Raw genomic sequence first — 15,741 nt, 5'->3', positions numbered from 1 at the left:
GATTTTTCGAGCATTACCCTATAGCTTCGTCCAAGATTCTTTTGAAATGAGACCCCACGCGTTCCGCCAAGCCAACCGGCACGGCATTGCCGATCTGGGTGTACTTGGGGACCTCGCGGTCGAAAATGCCTTCGCGCGGATTACCAGCACGGCGAATTCCGCCGGTGGTCCGCTTGCCAGCGAAACGGTACCAATCAGGGAAGAGTTGTAGGCGCGCCCACTCCCTTACGGTCAAGATGCGCGGCTGCGAGTAATGAACGTAATCATCCGGAAGCGACGTGGCCGTGATATTTGGCTCCTGGTTGCCCCAGCTCGGTTTCAAAAGGCGTTGGGAAAACTTCTTGGTGCGCCACTCTTCGGGGATTTCGCCCGCGTTCCTGATCATGTGATCGAACTTCTCGACCACGGCCGGCTTGTGCTTTGAATACTCCTGCTCGGTCAAGCGAATGCCCCGGCCCTCGTACCAAGCAGGCGCGGTGCGTAGGGACTTCTGGATCGCGGAGCGCGCGGGTCGCGGGTAAGCCGTTGTTTCAAAGGTGCCGCGCTCGAAGTTTCGGCTGCGCAGAACCTCGGCCACCGTGTCATCGACGAGATCGCCTAGAAGGTCTTTCAAGTCGGGAAACTCGCCGGGGCTACCCGCCGGAAGGAACCCGCAGGCGACCGCATCTTCCGGGTCGGCCTTGGGATCGAGAAAGTCGCAGGCTTCCAACACGTCGCGACGAACGCCAACGAGCAAGACCCGTGGTCGGTTTTGTGGAACACCGTAGTCCTTGGCGTAAACCAGAGACCAGCGTACCTCGTAGCCTGGAATGGCCCTAAACTCGTCCCTGACATCAGGGAAAATTCGCTCGCCGCCTTCCTTGGTCCACTTGGACGTCAGGAGACCGCGCACGTTTTCAAACAAGAATACGCGCGGGCGCACGCGCCGAATAACACTCGCCATGCGTTGGTACAGTTGGTTCGACGGCAGGTCCTTCTTGTCAACGGAATACGACCGACGGATGCCAATGCCGGAATAGCCTTGGCAAGGTGGGCCGCCTGTCAAGACATCGAGGTTGCTGCCGCCACCACTTTTCTTGGTGGCCGTATCGAAGGCCAGCTCAACATCGGGAACCTGGGCAAGGTCGCTGACCAATTGTTCGAGCCGTTTCCCCTGCAGCTCGTGCGCGTCGTTGCAGTGTAGCGCGTCGTTCTCCGAGAATTTCATGCCGCCAAGTGAATGGTGGCGATTCATGAGGTAGGTGGCCTGCGCATCCTCGTTTAGCTCGTTGACGAATACCGGTGTGAACCCAGCGTTCTCGAAGCCAAGCGACAGGCCGCCGCAACCGGCGAAGAGGTCGATCATGTTGTACTGGCGAAGCGCCGCCTCACCCCGGGGGGCTCCCGCCTGGGTAGGGTTTTCGTTTACGTCTCTCGCAAGGGTTTCTTGAAGCATCTATTGTCCGGCCAATTGTCATGGTTTTTGAAAATAGCTAGCATATCTGGAGTGGGCTGTCCAGGCGGTTACTACATCTGGGGGCAATTCAGCCGTTCTTTCGCCCGTGTTATCAACTGCGCGTTGGCCTAGCCGTCCAAGATTTCAACGAAATCGGGGAACTTTCTCGCCGCTTCAAGGACTTGGGTGCCGAACTTTCCGCCGGGGTTGTCGAGCTGGATTACCAGCGTATCGATGGGGCGCGTCAAGGCGATCAGGCCCCAACGCCAGGCTTCCCCACTTGCTGCCTTTTCCAGGTCCACGAATCCCTCTTCCTCGGATGCATCGAGACCGGATGACATCTTGGCTAAAAACATCTCCTCTAGGAATCGATCGAACCCTTCGAGAACCACGGTCCATCCTTCCAAGCCCCGGCAGGAAGCGTATTGAACGATCCTCACCTGGTCCGGACCGCGAGGGAAATCTGACCTTGCCATCGGATCGACACCGTCCCAGTGTGCCTGCCCCCGGCTAGAGAATTCCTGGCCAACCAAGCTCGATCGGCGATCCGCGGTTTCGACGACGCCGTCCGGCGGAACACAGACCAGCATGTCGACGCAGTCATTGCCGTCTGACTTGAGATCCTCGACGAGACTCTCATGCAACCCGGTGGCTTGCACGTATGGCTTGGACAGGATGATAATCCTGCCACCGCCGGCGGCCGGGTTGGGTTCCGCCTCCCAAGCACTTCCCGTTTCCCGTGCGATCTCGGATGCGAAGAGCGACAAGTTGCGCTTGAGGCGCAAGCACTTTCCCAATGGTAAGGTGCTTCTCTTGTCGCGCGGTAGTCCTGCACGCCAGTTCGCACGCGCGCCCCTTACGAGCTGGTCCACGCCATCCGCGACACAAAGCCGGGTCGGGTCGTAGAGAGCCTTTAACAAGGCGGTTTCCCCGCTTGGCCAATCTTGCCCCTCGTCAACGAACACCTGGTCGAAATCGAAGAAATCAGGATCGCTGTAGATGATCTCCTCGATGTCTTCCCGGGTGACGGCCCCGCCCTTGACGAGATCCAGCGCCTCGGCACAAAGCGCTGGATAACCTGAGAAGTCGAGAGGGCCCTCGCCGAGCAATCCAAGCTTTGAAAACCAGGTGTAGAGGAATGACATCACGGTGCCGACGCGGATGCCACCCGCTTCCACCGAGGACGGGATGTTTGCCAGGGACATCAAGCGACGCATGTCGGCCGCCAGCGCGTGGTTGTAGGTCAAGACCAGCGTTCGCTTGCCTTCCGTGCGAAAGAGTTTCCACGCCGCCTGGAGAAGCAAAACCGTCTTCCCGGTTCCCGCGAAGCCACGCAGGAACACCGTACCGTCTCCCAGCGTATCTATGATGCCGTCGATCGACGGGTTCTTCGCGGCCAACCGATCCATGCGTTCGCGGTCAAGGCGCGTCGGAATCGCTTTCTTAAATATCGGTGCCGCTAGGGCTTTTTCGATCGTTTCCTTGTCACCTGCCGAAAGAAGCCCCTGCCCCCGGCGTTCCAGGAGCGGTGAGGACGCCGCGATCGCGCTCATCAGCTGGTGACCATTGAAAGCACCCGCGACAGCGCTTGGCGCAGAAATCGAACCAAGGCTGGGAAAAACCATGCATCGACGTGCGAAGACGTCGACATGCATGTCCGAAAGGTATGTCTTCAGGGCGTGCATTTGCTTGACGTTTTGGTCCGTCGCGCTCTTCCATTGCAATGGACCGCCACGCGAGTACCTGACCTCGACCTGGTCATCCATGATGCGAACACCACGATCGTCATGATCCTTGACCTCGATCGCAACCACGAAGCTTTCGACCATGATCGGGCGTGCGTTTAACTTGTTCCCCGAGGATCCCCGGATAACGCGCAAGGGCTTAAACATGCGCGGCTTGGATAGCCGGCCAGCCAAGACAATATCGATGTCTTGCACCTGGTAACCCGAGAGCTTGGTGCTGACGGCGATCCGGATGTCGTCAACCTCCCTAGGCGTCGCCGCAACGCCCGGCCAGGATGCCTCCAGTGCCTTCTTTACCAGGATCGCGGCCTGGTATTCGCTTGAGCCCTCGGCGCCCGTGATCGTGATCATTGGGCCTCCAGCATCTTGACGATGTAGGTCTGCGGGTGGTGTGCAAAGTCACGGATATCCACGAACTCGACCTTGAGGCTACTACCATGGTTGGCCTCCAGCATGAGTTTCGCGTTCTTCTGGATGTCTTGCGCCAGCCCCTCCCGCATGTGCCACAGCGGGTGGGACAGCACGAGCGATAGCTTGCTGCTGCCCGTAACCGCGACGAGGCCGTCGGATTGCTCAACCTGCACGCTGCCTTGGTGGTGGTTACACAAGTCGGCAAACCTTTGGCCGATGCCCTGGGCATCCCCGAGCCATCGTGACGTGTCCAAGGGCTCGCCCAAGACCAGTTCGGCCACGTCCAGCGCCAATCGCCAGTCAAGCGAGGCATGCAAAAAGCGGTTGTTGTAGTTGCGAAGGCAGTCCGGACAGGAGCGATCGCAATCGGCGTGCGACGGGTCGTGCCAGTTCTTCTTCACATCCACGTAATGGGTCGCGATTAACCCGCGAAGCCGGTCTGGATCACAAATGTGCCGGCTGTAACCGGCGCCGTTCTCAAGGGCGTCTGCAACGTAGAGCTGACGTGTTACGCAACTATCCATACGCCATTTCTGCGTGCCAACCCGGAGTTCGGCCGGGTCCACGTCGAGTTCCCTGGCGGCGGCGACCTTCAGGAATTCACCGAAGGACGCAAGGGCAGCGCCGGCCGCTTTTTGCCCCTCGACGTCCAAGACGCCGTTGTAACCCACACCGGGTAGGTTCTCGAGAAGCATCGTCATGACGTCCGTCTTGAACACGGCGCCAATGGCACCTTCCGCTTCCGGATCACCGTCGAGCTCGGGATAGGGTTGGCGATCGCGGTAGAGGTGCTCGTCGTTCACGATCATGGCGTTGTACTTCCGGCGGAACTTGAAGAATTCTCCACCGTTGTCATTGACCAGTGCGATCGGTTCATCCGAGGCAAGCGCCACGCGGGCGGGGCCAAGGGCAAACCCGTCGTCGTACTTGGGCTTGAAAGCAAGAACCGGGGGCGAGAGCGAGGGACCACGTTGGCGTTGGCCATCGTAGTCGCGTGGCTGGCCCAGAGTCGTGATGAAACCCTTCGGTTGGTAGAGATCGAATTTCATCGCGAATTGACCACAAACCTCGCAGGTTTCCTCGACGCCTTGCATGATGTGCCCGCAATCGGGATCGCTGCACTTCGAGAAATCGAGGCTCGGGCCAAGCGGGTCGGGGTCGCTATCGACCCGGCCACGGATCTCTCGAAGCAACTCGAAACCACAGGCCGTGTGGATTTGCTTGTCCTTGGGAATCTCGGAACCGGGTGAGAAGGCCCAAACTGCATGGTCCAGTGCCCGGTCGCTCAAAACCATGTCTTCAAGGCGCGCGTCGCGCTTGAACTTGAAGAGGTTCCGGCTTTGAGTCGGGAACCCAAACATGGGCAGAACCCCTGCCGTCGCAAGACGTTCGCTAAGTTCAACCTGGATGTAACGGCCGTCGGCAACCACGCTAGAGACGTGGTCCGCCAGCTCGGCCCGGCAGTAGCTGGCGATCCGGTCTGGTTGGTCTCCCGCGAGTGGCGCGAGGTAACAGAGCGCTGCCACGACCGCGTCGACGCCAGGATCGGTCGCGAGCCATGCAGAGATATCCGCCTTGTAGACCGTTTCCCATTCCGCGGCCTTGCCAAAGGCGCCATGCGTGCTGGCCGAGCCAACGGGCGGTTCATCCAGTGCCGAGAACGCGCGTCGAAGACACTCCGCTGCCGCGACGCGCTTCACGATCTCCGGCCTGGAAAGGTCAAGGTAAGGCTGCGGCGGGGTATCACCCGTGATCCGTTCCGGGTTGCCGTAGTAGAAGTCGTCGTGCGAGCCACCACGACAAATGGTGAGCGCGTAGGAAAAACTCTGTCCCATGCGCCCGGCTCGACCAACTCTTTGCTGGTAGTTGAACCTCTGTGGCGGCATGTTGGCCATCATCACCAGTTCCAGGGAGCCGATGTCGACGCCGACCTCCATCGTCGTCGTAACGCTCAACGTGTCGATGCCGTGCACGGGTTCGATCTCGTCTTCAAGGAAGGCCTTCTTGAATAGCCGTTGGCGTCGCCGTTGCTCGGAAAGCGGTTTCGTCTGGCCCGTCAACTCCTCGACGTTGAGCCGGTGCGCAGGCTCTTCCGACAGCCAGCGGTAGTAATCGTCTTCGGGCTCCGAGATTGGCTCGAACCCAGTGGTCGTGCAGTTCACCGAGGTACATGTCTTTAGCGCGACGTTGGCAGAAACCCGTGAGCATCTCTTGCACCGGTGCAAGCCATCAAGGATGGGCACGAGCTCCAGCTTCAGGCTCGAGTAGCGACCGACCTGGATGACCCAGTTCTCGTTCACGATACCTTCGTCACGCAGCAAGGCCCCGATGATCTCTCCGAGATCGGATGCGTCGCGGTTAAGGGACGGGGCGACCTTTTCGACGTAACGCCGAACCCCGGTTGGCATGTTTGTCGACGATTGGCTGCTGCCCCCGCCTTGGTAGTGCCGCGCTTGGCCTAGCAATCGGATCACGTTTGCCAGCATGTCCCGGGCTTCGCTGGCCGCCATTCCCAGCCTCGTCGAGTGGTCTCCCACCGGACAGGCAAAGGCGAGTCCAAGGGATTCCAAGTCGCGCCCCCCGGCATCGAAAAGGGCCGTCGCGATGAGCGAGGACAAGGTTTCCCGGATCTGCTGCCTGCCCTCTGTTTCCACGCTTGGGTTTAGGCGGTTCACGGGAGCCGGTCGGGTTTGGTCAAAGTAGCGCCACCATGGCTCGTTACCAATCTTCTGCTTCGAGGCGTCCGTGCCGGCGGGGTTCTCGCCAAGTGTCAGGAGATCGTTCATGACCCCGGAAACGAGTGCGCTCCAGGAAACTCCGCGGGCATTGACAACGTCCTCTTCGAAGGCTTCGACAAGCGCGTCTTGTTCCGTGTTGGACATGGACATCGATTGCATGAGCAACGCGGTTTGTAGCTCGGTTCCCTGCGCCTTGATCGTTGTGGCTATTTCCGCCTGGAGCTTGTTGAGTTCCTCACCCTTTTGGATTTTCGCGGCAGTTGTTCTCGCGTCGTCGATGGTGAAGTTGGCACCTGGTTTCAGGGCCCGGAATACAAGCTGCCTCAAGAGTGACCGGAAGTGGTTAAGCTCCAGTCCCGCCGCAACATCGGCGGCATCGTCGCGGCTGTCAGTGAACGCGATCATCTGCGCGGTGCGGTCGGGTGTGCCAAGCTTGGTAGAAGCGCGGTCGGCAATTACCTGGGTCGTGACATTTAAACCCGTTCGAAGACCCCTGATCGGGCTATTCACTTGGCTCCCGGCGAAAAAGGCCTTGAGGATCCTTTGCTGGCTCTTCTTTGACTCGCAGGCCGGGCACTTCTCCGGAAGAGCCGGCGCGTTCACGTCCCCCGGGCAGGTAAAAAAGGTACCGGTCGGCGTGTCGCCGTGCTGGGCCTTTTCCAAGAGCCCGTAAAGTGGATCGTAATTGGCAGCGCCGTATCCAAATGTCTTCTGTTTTTTCGTGCCAGGGTCCGAATGTTGCCAGGTAGGTGCGACCCCGGCAGGCACTTGTTTGCCTGGCCAGTACCACCGGAACTTGGAATGCGGCCGCTCGTTGACCAGCCCGGGCACGTTGCTCGAAAGGTCCGTCGGACCGGATTCCAAGAAGACTTGCCCGTCCTCGGCTCCCTCCGCCCGCGGCGTCACGTAGCCACCGAGATATGCCTCACCGCAGTCGTAGCAATACAGCAGTTCCAGGACTTGCCCGCCGCAGCCGCACTTGATGGCCGGGTGCTTGAACAATTTGCCAATCTTGCGCTCTGGGTCACGGTAAGCTTCCTCGACTTTGTCGCAGTCGGGGTTCGAACAAGCCCACATTCCTTGTATTTGACGCACGAACATGTGGGAGCGAAACGAGGGGTAGGGTTCCTTGAACGAGGGGGAGTCTTCGCGTGCGGCCGCGTGAAGGACTGCCTGGAAAACAGCGTCGCTGCCATGCTCACCGAGCAGGCTTTGCTTGATAGCGCCTAGCCTTGCCGGCACGATCGTGTCGTCTTCCTCCCTCTTGCCAGCTTCGCGACATGCAGCCCCGAGCGCCAGCCGGGGTGAAGCAATACCGATGATTTCGTCGAGCGCGGTCTCGTCGCCCGCGATCGCATCATCGGCGAGGGGCGCGATTTTTGCCTCGTCGATCGGCAACTTCGCTTCCGGAATGCGCGGCTCGCCTGGAAATACCTCGAACGTGTTTCGGTCCACGCCGAAGAATTGCTCAAGGTATTCCTTGCCCTCCTCGCCATCAAGCGACGCGCTCGTGCCTAGGCAGCGCAACTGCGGGGAGCCCGGTTCCAGCCCCAGTCGCATCAACAAGTTGCGGATGACGAGTGCGACTTCCGTTCCCGCGGTACCCCGGTACCCGTGCAATTCGTCGACTACCAGGGAGAAACGGTTGTCCTTCGAAGACGCAAGCCAGTCGCGTGTTTGCCGGAACAAGTGCGCCTCGTGCTCGCGCATCAACATCACGTTTAGCATGGATACGTTGGTGATCATGATGTCGGGCGGCGCATCGATCATGTCCCACCGTGTCAGCATCTCCCCGCAGGAAGGATCCTGGAACTGGCCGCGGATCTCCTCGTCGCGATCAGCAAGCCGGGCTGCCTCGGCCTCGATTTGCTTGATGTCGCGGGCGACCTCCTTGACGATGCGACGCCCCTTGGCGTCCAGGTGTCCGCCCGGGTCAAACGTACCGCCCGGCGTCGCGCCCGTGTATCGCCCAAAGAAGAACATGGGTGCCCCGTGAATGTCCCGCGCACGGGTGGCCGCGCGTCGTAGCCGGGAGACCTGGTCTTCCACCAAGGCATTCGTCGGGTACAGCAAGAGCGCGCGAAGCGCCGGTTGTGGGCCGTTTTCGATTTTCGAGCGGCAACCCTGCCAAGTGTTCGCGCTGCCCCAGTTCTCATGCCACCATTCGTGCATTCCACCTTGGCCGACACCGCCCATCCGTTCCCGGAGAAGCCGCCCGATCACGGGAACCAGAAAACTTTCCGTCTTGCCCGATCCCGTGCCAGAAGTAACGACAACGTTCCGCTTGGTGGCCGAGTTCGAGGCCAAGGACGTTTCGAGGGATTGCGCCTGGTGCTTGCGCAAATCGTAGTTGGCTCCAAAGACAACCTTGCCTAGATGCTCCGCGACCGCCGGCGATAGGCCAGCCGCGGCGCAGGCCTCTACAACGGGCACCTCGGATGGATAGGCCAACACTGCTTCCAGCAGGATCTCCTGGGCAGTTAAGCCGGGTTCATCGAGCAAGTCGCGCCGCTCACGCATGAGGTACTCGTCACGCAGCCAAAAGGCGCTGTCGTAGTACTTGTGGTATGCTTCCTGGATGTAGTCGAGAACCTCTCCCGGCGTCGCTTTACCCAATGATCTCGTCCTTTCCATACATCTTGCTCAAAATGGTGGCGCCAACCCGTGGCTCCACGCGCTCGTAAATGACCCGCCCGCCATCCCTCCTCGGGAGGGTCCCGCCCGAGACGACGAGGGCCCGCTCGAAAAGCCACGGAGGTTCAACCCCGAGGGCCGCCGTGAACCTACCCGTGGACATGTCGTACCCGTGCAACCAGTGTCCATCGGCCTGCGCAGCCAAGGTCTTGGCTACCTGGTGGCCAACTTGCCTCGTCGTTCCATGCCGGTCCCGGAATACGTAGCGCGTTCCATGCAAGCCGACCCTGTAGGCCCCCGGTCCGTCCATTCGCTCAACCCGTCTCCAGCGCGCCTTTCGGGTGTCATACATTGCAAGGCCATCGGCTTGCTCAACGTGAATTGGTGCAGCCTGGCCAAACACGCCCGCGAACGACGGAAGTCGTGGAGCGATCGATGACGCAAGGTTGCGTGTTACCGTGACCTTGCGTCCATGGGCGTCTTCCACGGTTTCCAGCAAGGCCTCTAGGTCCATCTCCCCAAGGCCCGTCCACCGGTGCACCGTCACCTGATTCGACACCTCGCAAGGCGCATGAACCGTCCCCCTGGATGACAAGGCAGAATTCACCGCGTCAACGAGGCTGCCCGACTGGAATCCCGAAAGGTAGCCATGTCCATCCATGCCAATGACAAGGGCGGGCGGTGGCACTGACCAATCGCCGCCGTTCGCCAGTAGGCGCCCTCGCATCTCGATATGCCCAAGGGCAAATAGGTCACTCGCGAGGGAATGGGCAAACCATGGTTCAGGAGACACGGCCGTCGCGAGCCTTTGGAAAGCTGGCCAAGAGCCATGACCCAGGTAGCAAAGCCCATCGAGTACCGTGTCCACGGGAACGCCTGCATGATCGGTTTCGGAGACCTGCCCGGTGCCGACTTCCCGTTTGGTCGATCGGCGCGCCGGGGTGAAAACCTGGTGTTGTGCCATTTTCTTGGCATTGCCCTTCGCAACTTCCCGGGTGCGCGAAAGCGCCTTCACCCTGCAATCCTTGCACTCTGCCATCTTGGCGTCGTAGCGGTCGTCGCCCTTTTCAAACGCCTCGTAGACCCAGTAGTGATACCCACGGATAACGCAGCTTTCGCTTGCCACGATGGCCGCATCACTCGAGTTGCACCATTCCAGCTCGATTGCCTCTTCCAGGGTCCCCTCCGGAACTTCGCCAGGGGTGTATCCTTCTCGTTGAGCGACGTGGCACGAAGTATCATCCAACTTGCCGTTCGGGACACAGCCCTCGAGGCGCGCCGGTTCATGGTCATGTGCCGTCAAGGGATCGAGTGCGAACCTGGTGTCGAGAAGGCCGTGGGAGAGCGACTTGGCCCCAAGCGGTCGCGGAATATCCGCGGACCGAAGAGAAAAGGACGTTTCCGCGAGCTCCGTGGACTTGTGCTTAACGACTGCCCGCAAGTTCGTTCCAGCTTCAACGCAAAATGCGTCGAGGCTTGCTTCCATGAAGTCCCCAACGGCGTTTTCCTTCGCGATTACCTCGTCTTTCTTACCAAACTGCTCGCGAATGATTTCAATAGTTGTCCCAGGTTTCTCCGACGTGGCCTCCACGAGCGGTGGGGCGGCAACGTGCCACGTGCCATGCCCGAGTTTCAGGCCATCCACGCAGGCAAGTGCCGCGGCACTTGCAATGGGGCTCAGCGCGTGGAAATTGTCATGGGCATTGTCTACCGCCCGAACGACCTCGACACCCCGCAGGATGCACCAACCCTCCGGAATGCCGGCCATGTCAGTGGTTCTAAGGACCGAATGTCCCGGTCTCGCGCACTTGGATAGGTGTCCTTCGACCTTGTCGAGCCAAGCCTCGTGGCACAGGATCGCGTGCTCCTCGAAAAGACTGACTCGGGACACCTCCCGGAACACGGGGCCATCCGGGGCCCGCGCAAGGGTGACGATGGGCTTGGCGATGTAGCCGTAGTTGACGCCGCTAGAAACACCCGTGAACGACCGGGACTTCAACAAGAGCATGTCGAGGTTGATAGACCCAACCGGCCCTAGGAACCGTGTTCCCTGCTCCAATCCATCCTCGAGGAAGAGTTGATCCCCTGTCTCCGTGCCAGCGCCGGTTTCCTCCAGGGCCTCGGCCTCACCACCCCTGAACGCGGCCAGGGACAGTCTTGCCCGTTTCCTTGGAAACCCGGTGAAACCGACTTGCCACTGCAGGCGGGCCTTGCGGGGACCGGTACCAGCTACACCCGCCGTCCTTTCCCAGGTCTCGAAGGCATCGAGCGCAGCGGAAACAACCCGTGGTCTCAGGTCGCTGGATTGCCAAAGCTTGCGAAGCCAAGGAGTTGGGCCGGTGGCCCCGTGCGATGACATCCAGTCGTGGACGAGTAACGCCATTTCTGCTTCGGGCACCGGTTCGCCTGGCACGAGGTCGTACTTCTCGAATAGCCCCGAAAGGCGTTTCCTGTCCGCGTCCCGAACGAGTGCTTGCGAAAGGCCGAAACTCGCGTACTTCCAATGACCGATTACCGCGCGCGCGGTTGGTCTGCCAAGCTGGAAGTCGTTTTCTGCAAGCCACATGTTCAAGGCACGCCAAAACTGGCGCGTGGACTTGGCGTATTGCCGAAGTTTCTGCTGCGATGTCACGTCCTTGACCCCGAGAAGTTCGAATAACCGCTCCGAGTAGTTGTTCGGCGAAAAATTCTCGTCCGTTCCCATTCTCTCCGCCGCGATCGAAAGCGCGCAGAGCAGTGCCGTGAACGGTGGTGGATCGCGACGGCCTTCAAGGCTCCATTCCAACAGCCACTTCGCCTGATCGATGTAAGGGTCCCTCTTGTCAAACCTCAGGGATCGTGTGGCGGTCAGGCCAATGAAATCGCAAAGCTCGTCTGCATCCACGCCCAGTGCCTCGGCGACTTGCTCCTCGGCATCGCCCTCGAGATCGAGGTAAACCGGGAGCATTTCGAAACGCCCTCGGAAAAAATATTCATTCAAAGCACTATTTACGGAATCGTATTCTTGGTCTTCCATTCGTGATCTTTGCGAGAAGCGCGCCTCGTTTCTTGTCCGGGGTCGCGAGAGCTGAAAATTCTTTCTTGCAACCCTAGCGTTTAGAGGTTCGAATTGTAAACCACTTACATGGGACTTCTCGTAATCCTAGGGTCATGGCTTTCCCGGGGACTTGATTTCGATCAACAGTAAGCAAATCTTCAAAGGCAGTTAATCTTAATAGCGCATTCCCGGGAGACAGGTTTTCTTGCCCATTCTACTCACAGACATTTGGCCAATTGCGGATCAAGACGATTTCAAGATTCATTTTGCACGGTGGAACAACCATGCCCAACCCTTAGAAGTCCTCGCGCGAGACCGGGAAGAGTGGCGTGGTTGGCAAGAGTATTACCCGGGAAGAAACGACTTCAACCGACAATTCATTTTTTCGCTTGCCCAGTTCTACCACGAGCCTGGTACTTGGCTGTTTGGGGGAGTTTTCCGCGTGCTTGAACGGCACGCGGATCGATACGTCGTGGAAGAAACCGATCGCGGTGCCGGGTTTGTCGGTCGATTGAAGCTTTTGTCGGACTACCGCTCTAGAACCACGCGTACGTTCATGCCGCCCCACTACGATCAATTCATCGTAAAAGAAATTACGCGGGAGCCATATGCAGGACTTCCCTTCCCGGGAATGGGGAACATTGACCTAGCTTTCGACGAACTTTCCACCTTGGTCCGGAATGACCGGCCTGATTGGCGGGGGGCCTTGGAGACGACCAAGGGGATTTACCTGGTGACCGATACGAGGACCACAAGACGCTACGTTGGCTCGGCTCACGGTGAGAATGGCATCTGGGCCCGTTGGTCCAACTACGCGGAAACCGGCCACGGCGGAAACGTTGAACTGCGGAATCTCGTGGACCAAAATGGGTTCGAGTATTGCCAAGACAACTTCCGTTTCGCGTTGCTAGAAGATCATAGAATGGGAACTTCTGATGGCGTGATCCTAGCTCGAGAAGCGCATTGGAAGCGGATACTGTTGGCCAGGGGTGAAGACGGCCTCAACAGGAACTAGGTGCTATCACCGTGGATCTAGCTTTGCTTGCTCTTGTACGCGAAGCCGTGCGACCGCAAATGGTCTTCAACATCGGTGCGTTTCATTGCAAGGGACGATGAAAACTGACCGACTTCCCCGGAATCTAGCACGATCACTGCAAGGAGGTTGCCCCACTTGTAGAGTGTTTCGCCGTTTCGCCTTGCCACGCTTGGCGCGCGGGATAGTTCGATGGGTATTGCCAACATGAAGACAGCTTCGCAGAGCGAGCTTAAGGTTTGATTAACCCCCCTAGGCATTTCCCAGGCGCCAAGTTGAAGTCTCGTTCTCCCGCCTTGGTTGAGCGAAGTAGCCGTTTCGTGCAACCATGCTTCATGTACTTAGAGATTTAGAACATGGATTGTTGAATGGATTGGCACATTGGAGCCGACCCGCCATTGAAAAGGAGAATTTAGATGACAAGGATCCCGTTCGTGGCCCTCGCGGTCTTCGTTACCTTGGTTTCGTTCCTCGCTTCGCGACCGGCGTTGGCCCAGTGTGTAAACACGGCGACGCCAAGTTGCGGTGTCTACGAGGCGTGTTTCGCAAAGTACTGCCCCTGCAAGAACGACGCGGACGAGTATTTCATCACCTACGGCAAGAAGTACTGCGAAAGGTTCCTTTCAAAGACAAGCCTCTCTGATGCCGGGAAAACCTGGCGCGATAAAACCCTGAACTGTCTCCAGGAAACGATCGTTCCGAAGCTGGATATCTCTACCAACCCAAGCTGCAACTGCAGCTCCATGCGCAAGTTCGCCTTTGACAGCCACGTGCAATGTTACACCCAACCCGGGGCATCCATTTGGGACCTGCCGGTTGATAATATCGTCGAGATCGGGATGACCGTGGACCTCTCCACCATCTGGACCTCCGAGAGCATGCGGCAGATAAAGGCGGTGGCTGCGGTGTGCGCCAAGACCGCGACAGATCCCGCGCGCAAGAAACTCTGGTCTAGTTTCTGAAGCCAGGGTCGACCCGGTTAAGGGCGTTAGAGGCGCTACTTGCCGCGTAGTTCCAAGCGGAGGGTCTTCTCGATACGGGATATGTCCGACGGCTCAACTTCGGCTTTCCCCGCGTGCCGGGACCACCTCGCCACGGAAGTCGCGACGTCCTCGATGACCTGTTTCGCCCTGGCGGGTTTCAGGCCAGCGTTCGACGCGAATTCCATGAGGTCATCGTGGTCGAAGTCGTTTCGTTTCCCCGCCAAGCTCATTTGGTGATCGCGCGTCCATGCACCGGAAGGATTGTAAGAATAAGCCACGTCGTAGGCCGGTGACAGTCGCCATGACCCGGACCGATCCATGAGGAACGAGATGTTCTTGACGTGGTCATCCTGGTTGCGGGCGACGACATTGAAGACTGCGCGCTTGTATTGCTGCTCAACCACGTCCATCCCCAGTCCTAGGTCCCGAACCGTTAAGATCGCCTGCTCGTAGGAATAGGAGGCCGGGTCGTTGAAATCGAAGTGCTGAATCGCGCCCAGGGATTGCATGTGAACCTTGCGGCCGCGTTCGTCCCGGTCGAACCGGCGGGTCATGAAATGGCTGCGTCCACCCTCGTGGTGAAGCCTGCATTCAGACATGTCTATGCCGGCTTCCTTCGCCATTAGGTGATACGCGTACTCGATCTTTCCGAACCCTTGTGGATCGGCAAGTTCCTTGTCGCGGTTGTTGGACACCCCGTCGAACTTCAAGAGCCAGTGTTCGTATCCCTCGTCAACCTTGACCTGCCCAGACCTGAACTCGCCGGTTTCCCTGTTCCAGGCGAGCACGGCCTTGGCGCGCGCGCCCCCCGCCGAGGTTCCAACGCTCAGGATGTCTTCCATGGCCCCGGCATCGTCTTCACCACCAAGCCTGCCGACAAGGTTCTCACGCTCGTCCAGTACCCTGTTGGCCAGGTCCACCAACTGGGCCACTTCCAGCCTCTTCGAGCGTGTTGCCTTGCGAACCGTCGGCCCGAACTCCAGGGCCCCGATCCCACGGTTGCCGATGTAACACAGCCGGTCGACGGGGCTGAACCTCTCCGCGCTTCTGCCCGTTTCGGCAAGCCAAGCATCGATCAACCGGTTGCCGAACTTGTCCGGGAGCGCGTCGGCCAGCATGCCCGGCAGCCCCTTGAAGGTCTCTTTTGGAAGCGCCGGAAACTCGTAGGGCGCTTCACGGGCTGGCATTTTCAATGGCGCGACCTCGATACCTGCGCCCACGAACCCCGGATCGTATTGAAAGACGCCAAGCGCGCGGGCCTCGTCCCAGCTCACGGCGCCGATACGCCGCCCCCACAACATCACGCTCGCGTCAGTCATCTACCTCGTCACCCCATGTCCATGTTGATTTCGTGGCGCGTTCCGATGCCGGGCTGGCCCTCCTGCGCTCGCTCCCCCTCTGTGAAACGCGTTCAATTGGTCGGATGTCTCCCTCCGGCAATGCCGAGAGAATGGCCTCCTCGAGGTCAAGGGCCGTGGCAACGCGGAGGAACGTGTCCAGTGTCGAGGGTTCCCCGGCCTCGAGGCGACGCAGGGTGCGCACGCCGATGCCCGCGTTCTCGGCAAGCGTGGCCTGTGTCACGTTTCGGGCGAGCCGTAGACGCGCGAGGCGTTGCCCGATTTCCAGTTCCACTTGCCTTGAGGTCACCATGTCGTTCCTATCGGCCACAAGTTGCCGGTTGTGGCCATTTTAGCCTCACTATTGGCCGTATATGACCTTTTGAGA

General features: G+C 59.3%; 8 protein-coding genes. 2 read left to right on the top strand and 6 right to left on the bottom strand.

Going from position 1 to position 15,741, the window contains the following annotated elements:
- Positions 1-13 precede the first annotated feature (13 nt).
- The 4 genes from QEZ52_RS22800 to QEZ52_RS22785 all read right to left on the bottom strand — a co-directional run bounded on the left by QEZ52_RS22800 (position 14) and on the right by QEZ52_RS22785 (position 11,979).
- Entirely contained in the window at positions 14-1,435 is a 1,422-nt protein-coding gene (locus tag QEZ52_RS22800) for a DNA cytosine methyltransferase (protein ID WP_343211463.1), read from the bottom strand.
- Positions 1,436-1,563: 128 nt separating this feature from the next.
- Complete coding sequence (locus QEZ52_RS22795) at positions 1,564-3,531, bottom strand: hypothetical protein (protein WP_343211462.1); 1,968 nt, start codon at positions 3,529-3,531, stop codon at positions 1,564-1,566.
- Positions 3,528-8,945: a DEAD/DEAH box helicase gene (locus QEZ52_RS22790; RefSeq protein WP_343211461.1), complete on the bottom strand. Its 5,418-nt coding sequence runs from the start codon at positions 8,943-8,945 to the stop codon at positions 3,528-3,530. Before QEZ52_RS22790 ends, QEZ52_RS22795 begins: the two co-directional genes overlap by 4 nt.
- Positions 8,938-11,979 carry a hypothetical protein gene (locus QEZ52_RS22785; protein ID WP_343211460.1) on the bottom strand — a complete coding sequence of 1,014 codons (3,042 nt, stop codon included), beginning with the start codon at positions 11,977-11,979 and terminating at the stop codon, positions 8,938-8,940. The genes QEZ52_RS22790 and QEZ52_RS22785 overlap by 8 nt, the downstream gene beginning before the upstream one ends.
- A 226-nt stretch (positions 11,980-12,205) precedes the next feature.
- On the opposite strand from QEZ52_RS22785, the gene QEZ52_RS22780 reads away from it, so the two are divergent.
- Positions 12,206-13,015, top strand: coding sequence for a GIY-YIG nuclease family protein (locus tag QEZ52_RS22780; protein ID WP_343211459.1), 810 nt, complete (start codon positions 12,206-12,208; stop codon positions 13,013-13,015).
- 434 nt (positions 13,016-13,449) lie between these two features.
- Positions 13,450-13,995 (top strand): hypothetical protein, encoded by a 546-nt coding sequence (locus tag QEZ52_RS22775; RefSeq protein WP_343211458.1) that lies wholly within the window; start codon positions 13,450-13,452, stop codon positions 13,993-13,995.
- Positions 13,996-14,030: 35 nt separating this feature from the next.
- Here QEZ52_RS22775 and QEZ52_RS22770 read toward each other — a convergent pair whose 3' ends face one another.
- On the bottom strand, positions 14,031-15,335 hold the full coding sequence (locus tag QEZ52_RS22770) for a type II toxin-antitoxin system HipA family toxin (protein ID WP_343211457.1): 1,305 nt from the start codon (positions 15,333-15,335) through the stop codon (positions 14,031-14,033).
- On the bottom strand, positions 15,328-15,666 hold the full coding sequence (locus QEZ52_RS22765; protein WP_343211456.1) for a helix-turn-helix transcriptional regulator: 339 nt from the start codon (positions 15,664-15,666) through the stop codon (positions 15,328-15,330). Before QEZ52_RS22765 ends, QEZ52_RS22770 begins: the two co-directional genes overlap by 8 nt.
- Between the last annotated feature and the right edge of the window lie 75 nt (positions 15,667-15,741).

Source organism: Aliisedimentitalea scapharcae (genome assembly GCF_045277565.1).
In the GTDB taxonomy this organism is placed as follows: Bacteria; Pseudomonadota; Alphaproteobacteria; order Rhodobacterales; family Rhodobacteraceae; genus Aliisedimentitalea; species Aliisedimentitalea scapharcae.
The sequence above is the reverse complement of the archived record's forward strand: the minus strand, read 5'-3'. Positions and strand labels throughout refer to the sequence as shown.

Coding starts and splice junctions, on each gene's coding strand:
- QEZ52_RS22800 (WP_343211463.1), bottom strand. CDS start 1,435: ATGCTTCAAGAAACCCTTGCGAGAGACGTAAACGAAAACCCTACCCAG.
- QEZ52_RS22795 (WP_343211462.1), bottom strand. CDS start 3,531: ATGATCACGATCACGGGCGCCGAGGGCTCAAGCGAATACCAGGCCGCG.
- QEZ52_RS22785 (WP_343211460.1), bottom strand. CDS start 11,979: ATGGAAGACCAAGAATACGATTCCGTAAATAGTGCTTTGAATGAATAT.
- QEZ52_RS22775 (WP_343211458.1), top strand. CDS start 13,450: ATGACAAGGATCCCGTTCGTGGCCCTCGCGGTCTTCGTTACCTTGGTT.
- QEZ52_RS22770 (WP_343211457.1), bottom strand. CDS start 15,335: ATGACTGACGCGAGCGTGATGTTGTGGGGGCGGCGTATCGGCGCCGTG.
- QEZ52_RS22765 (WP_343211456.1), bottom strand. CDS start 15,666: ATGGTGACCTCAAGGCAAGTGGAACTGGAAATCGGGCAACGCCTCGCG.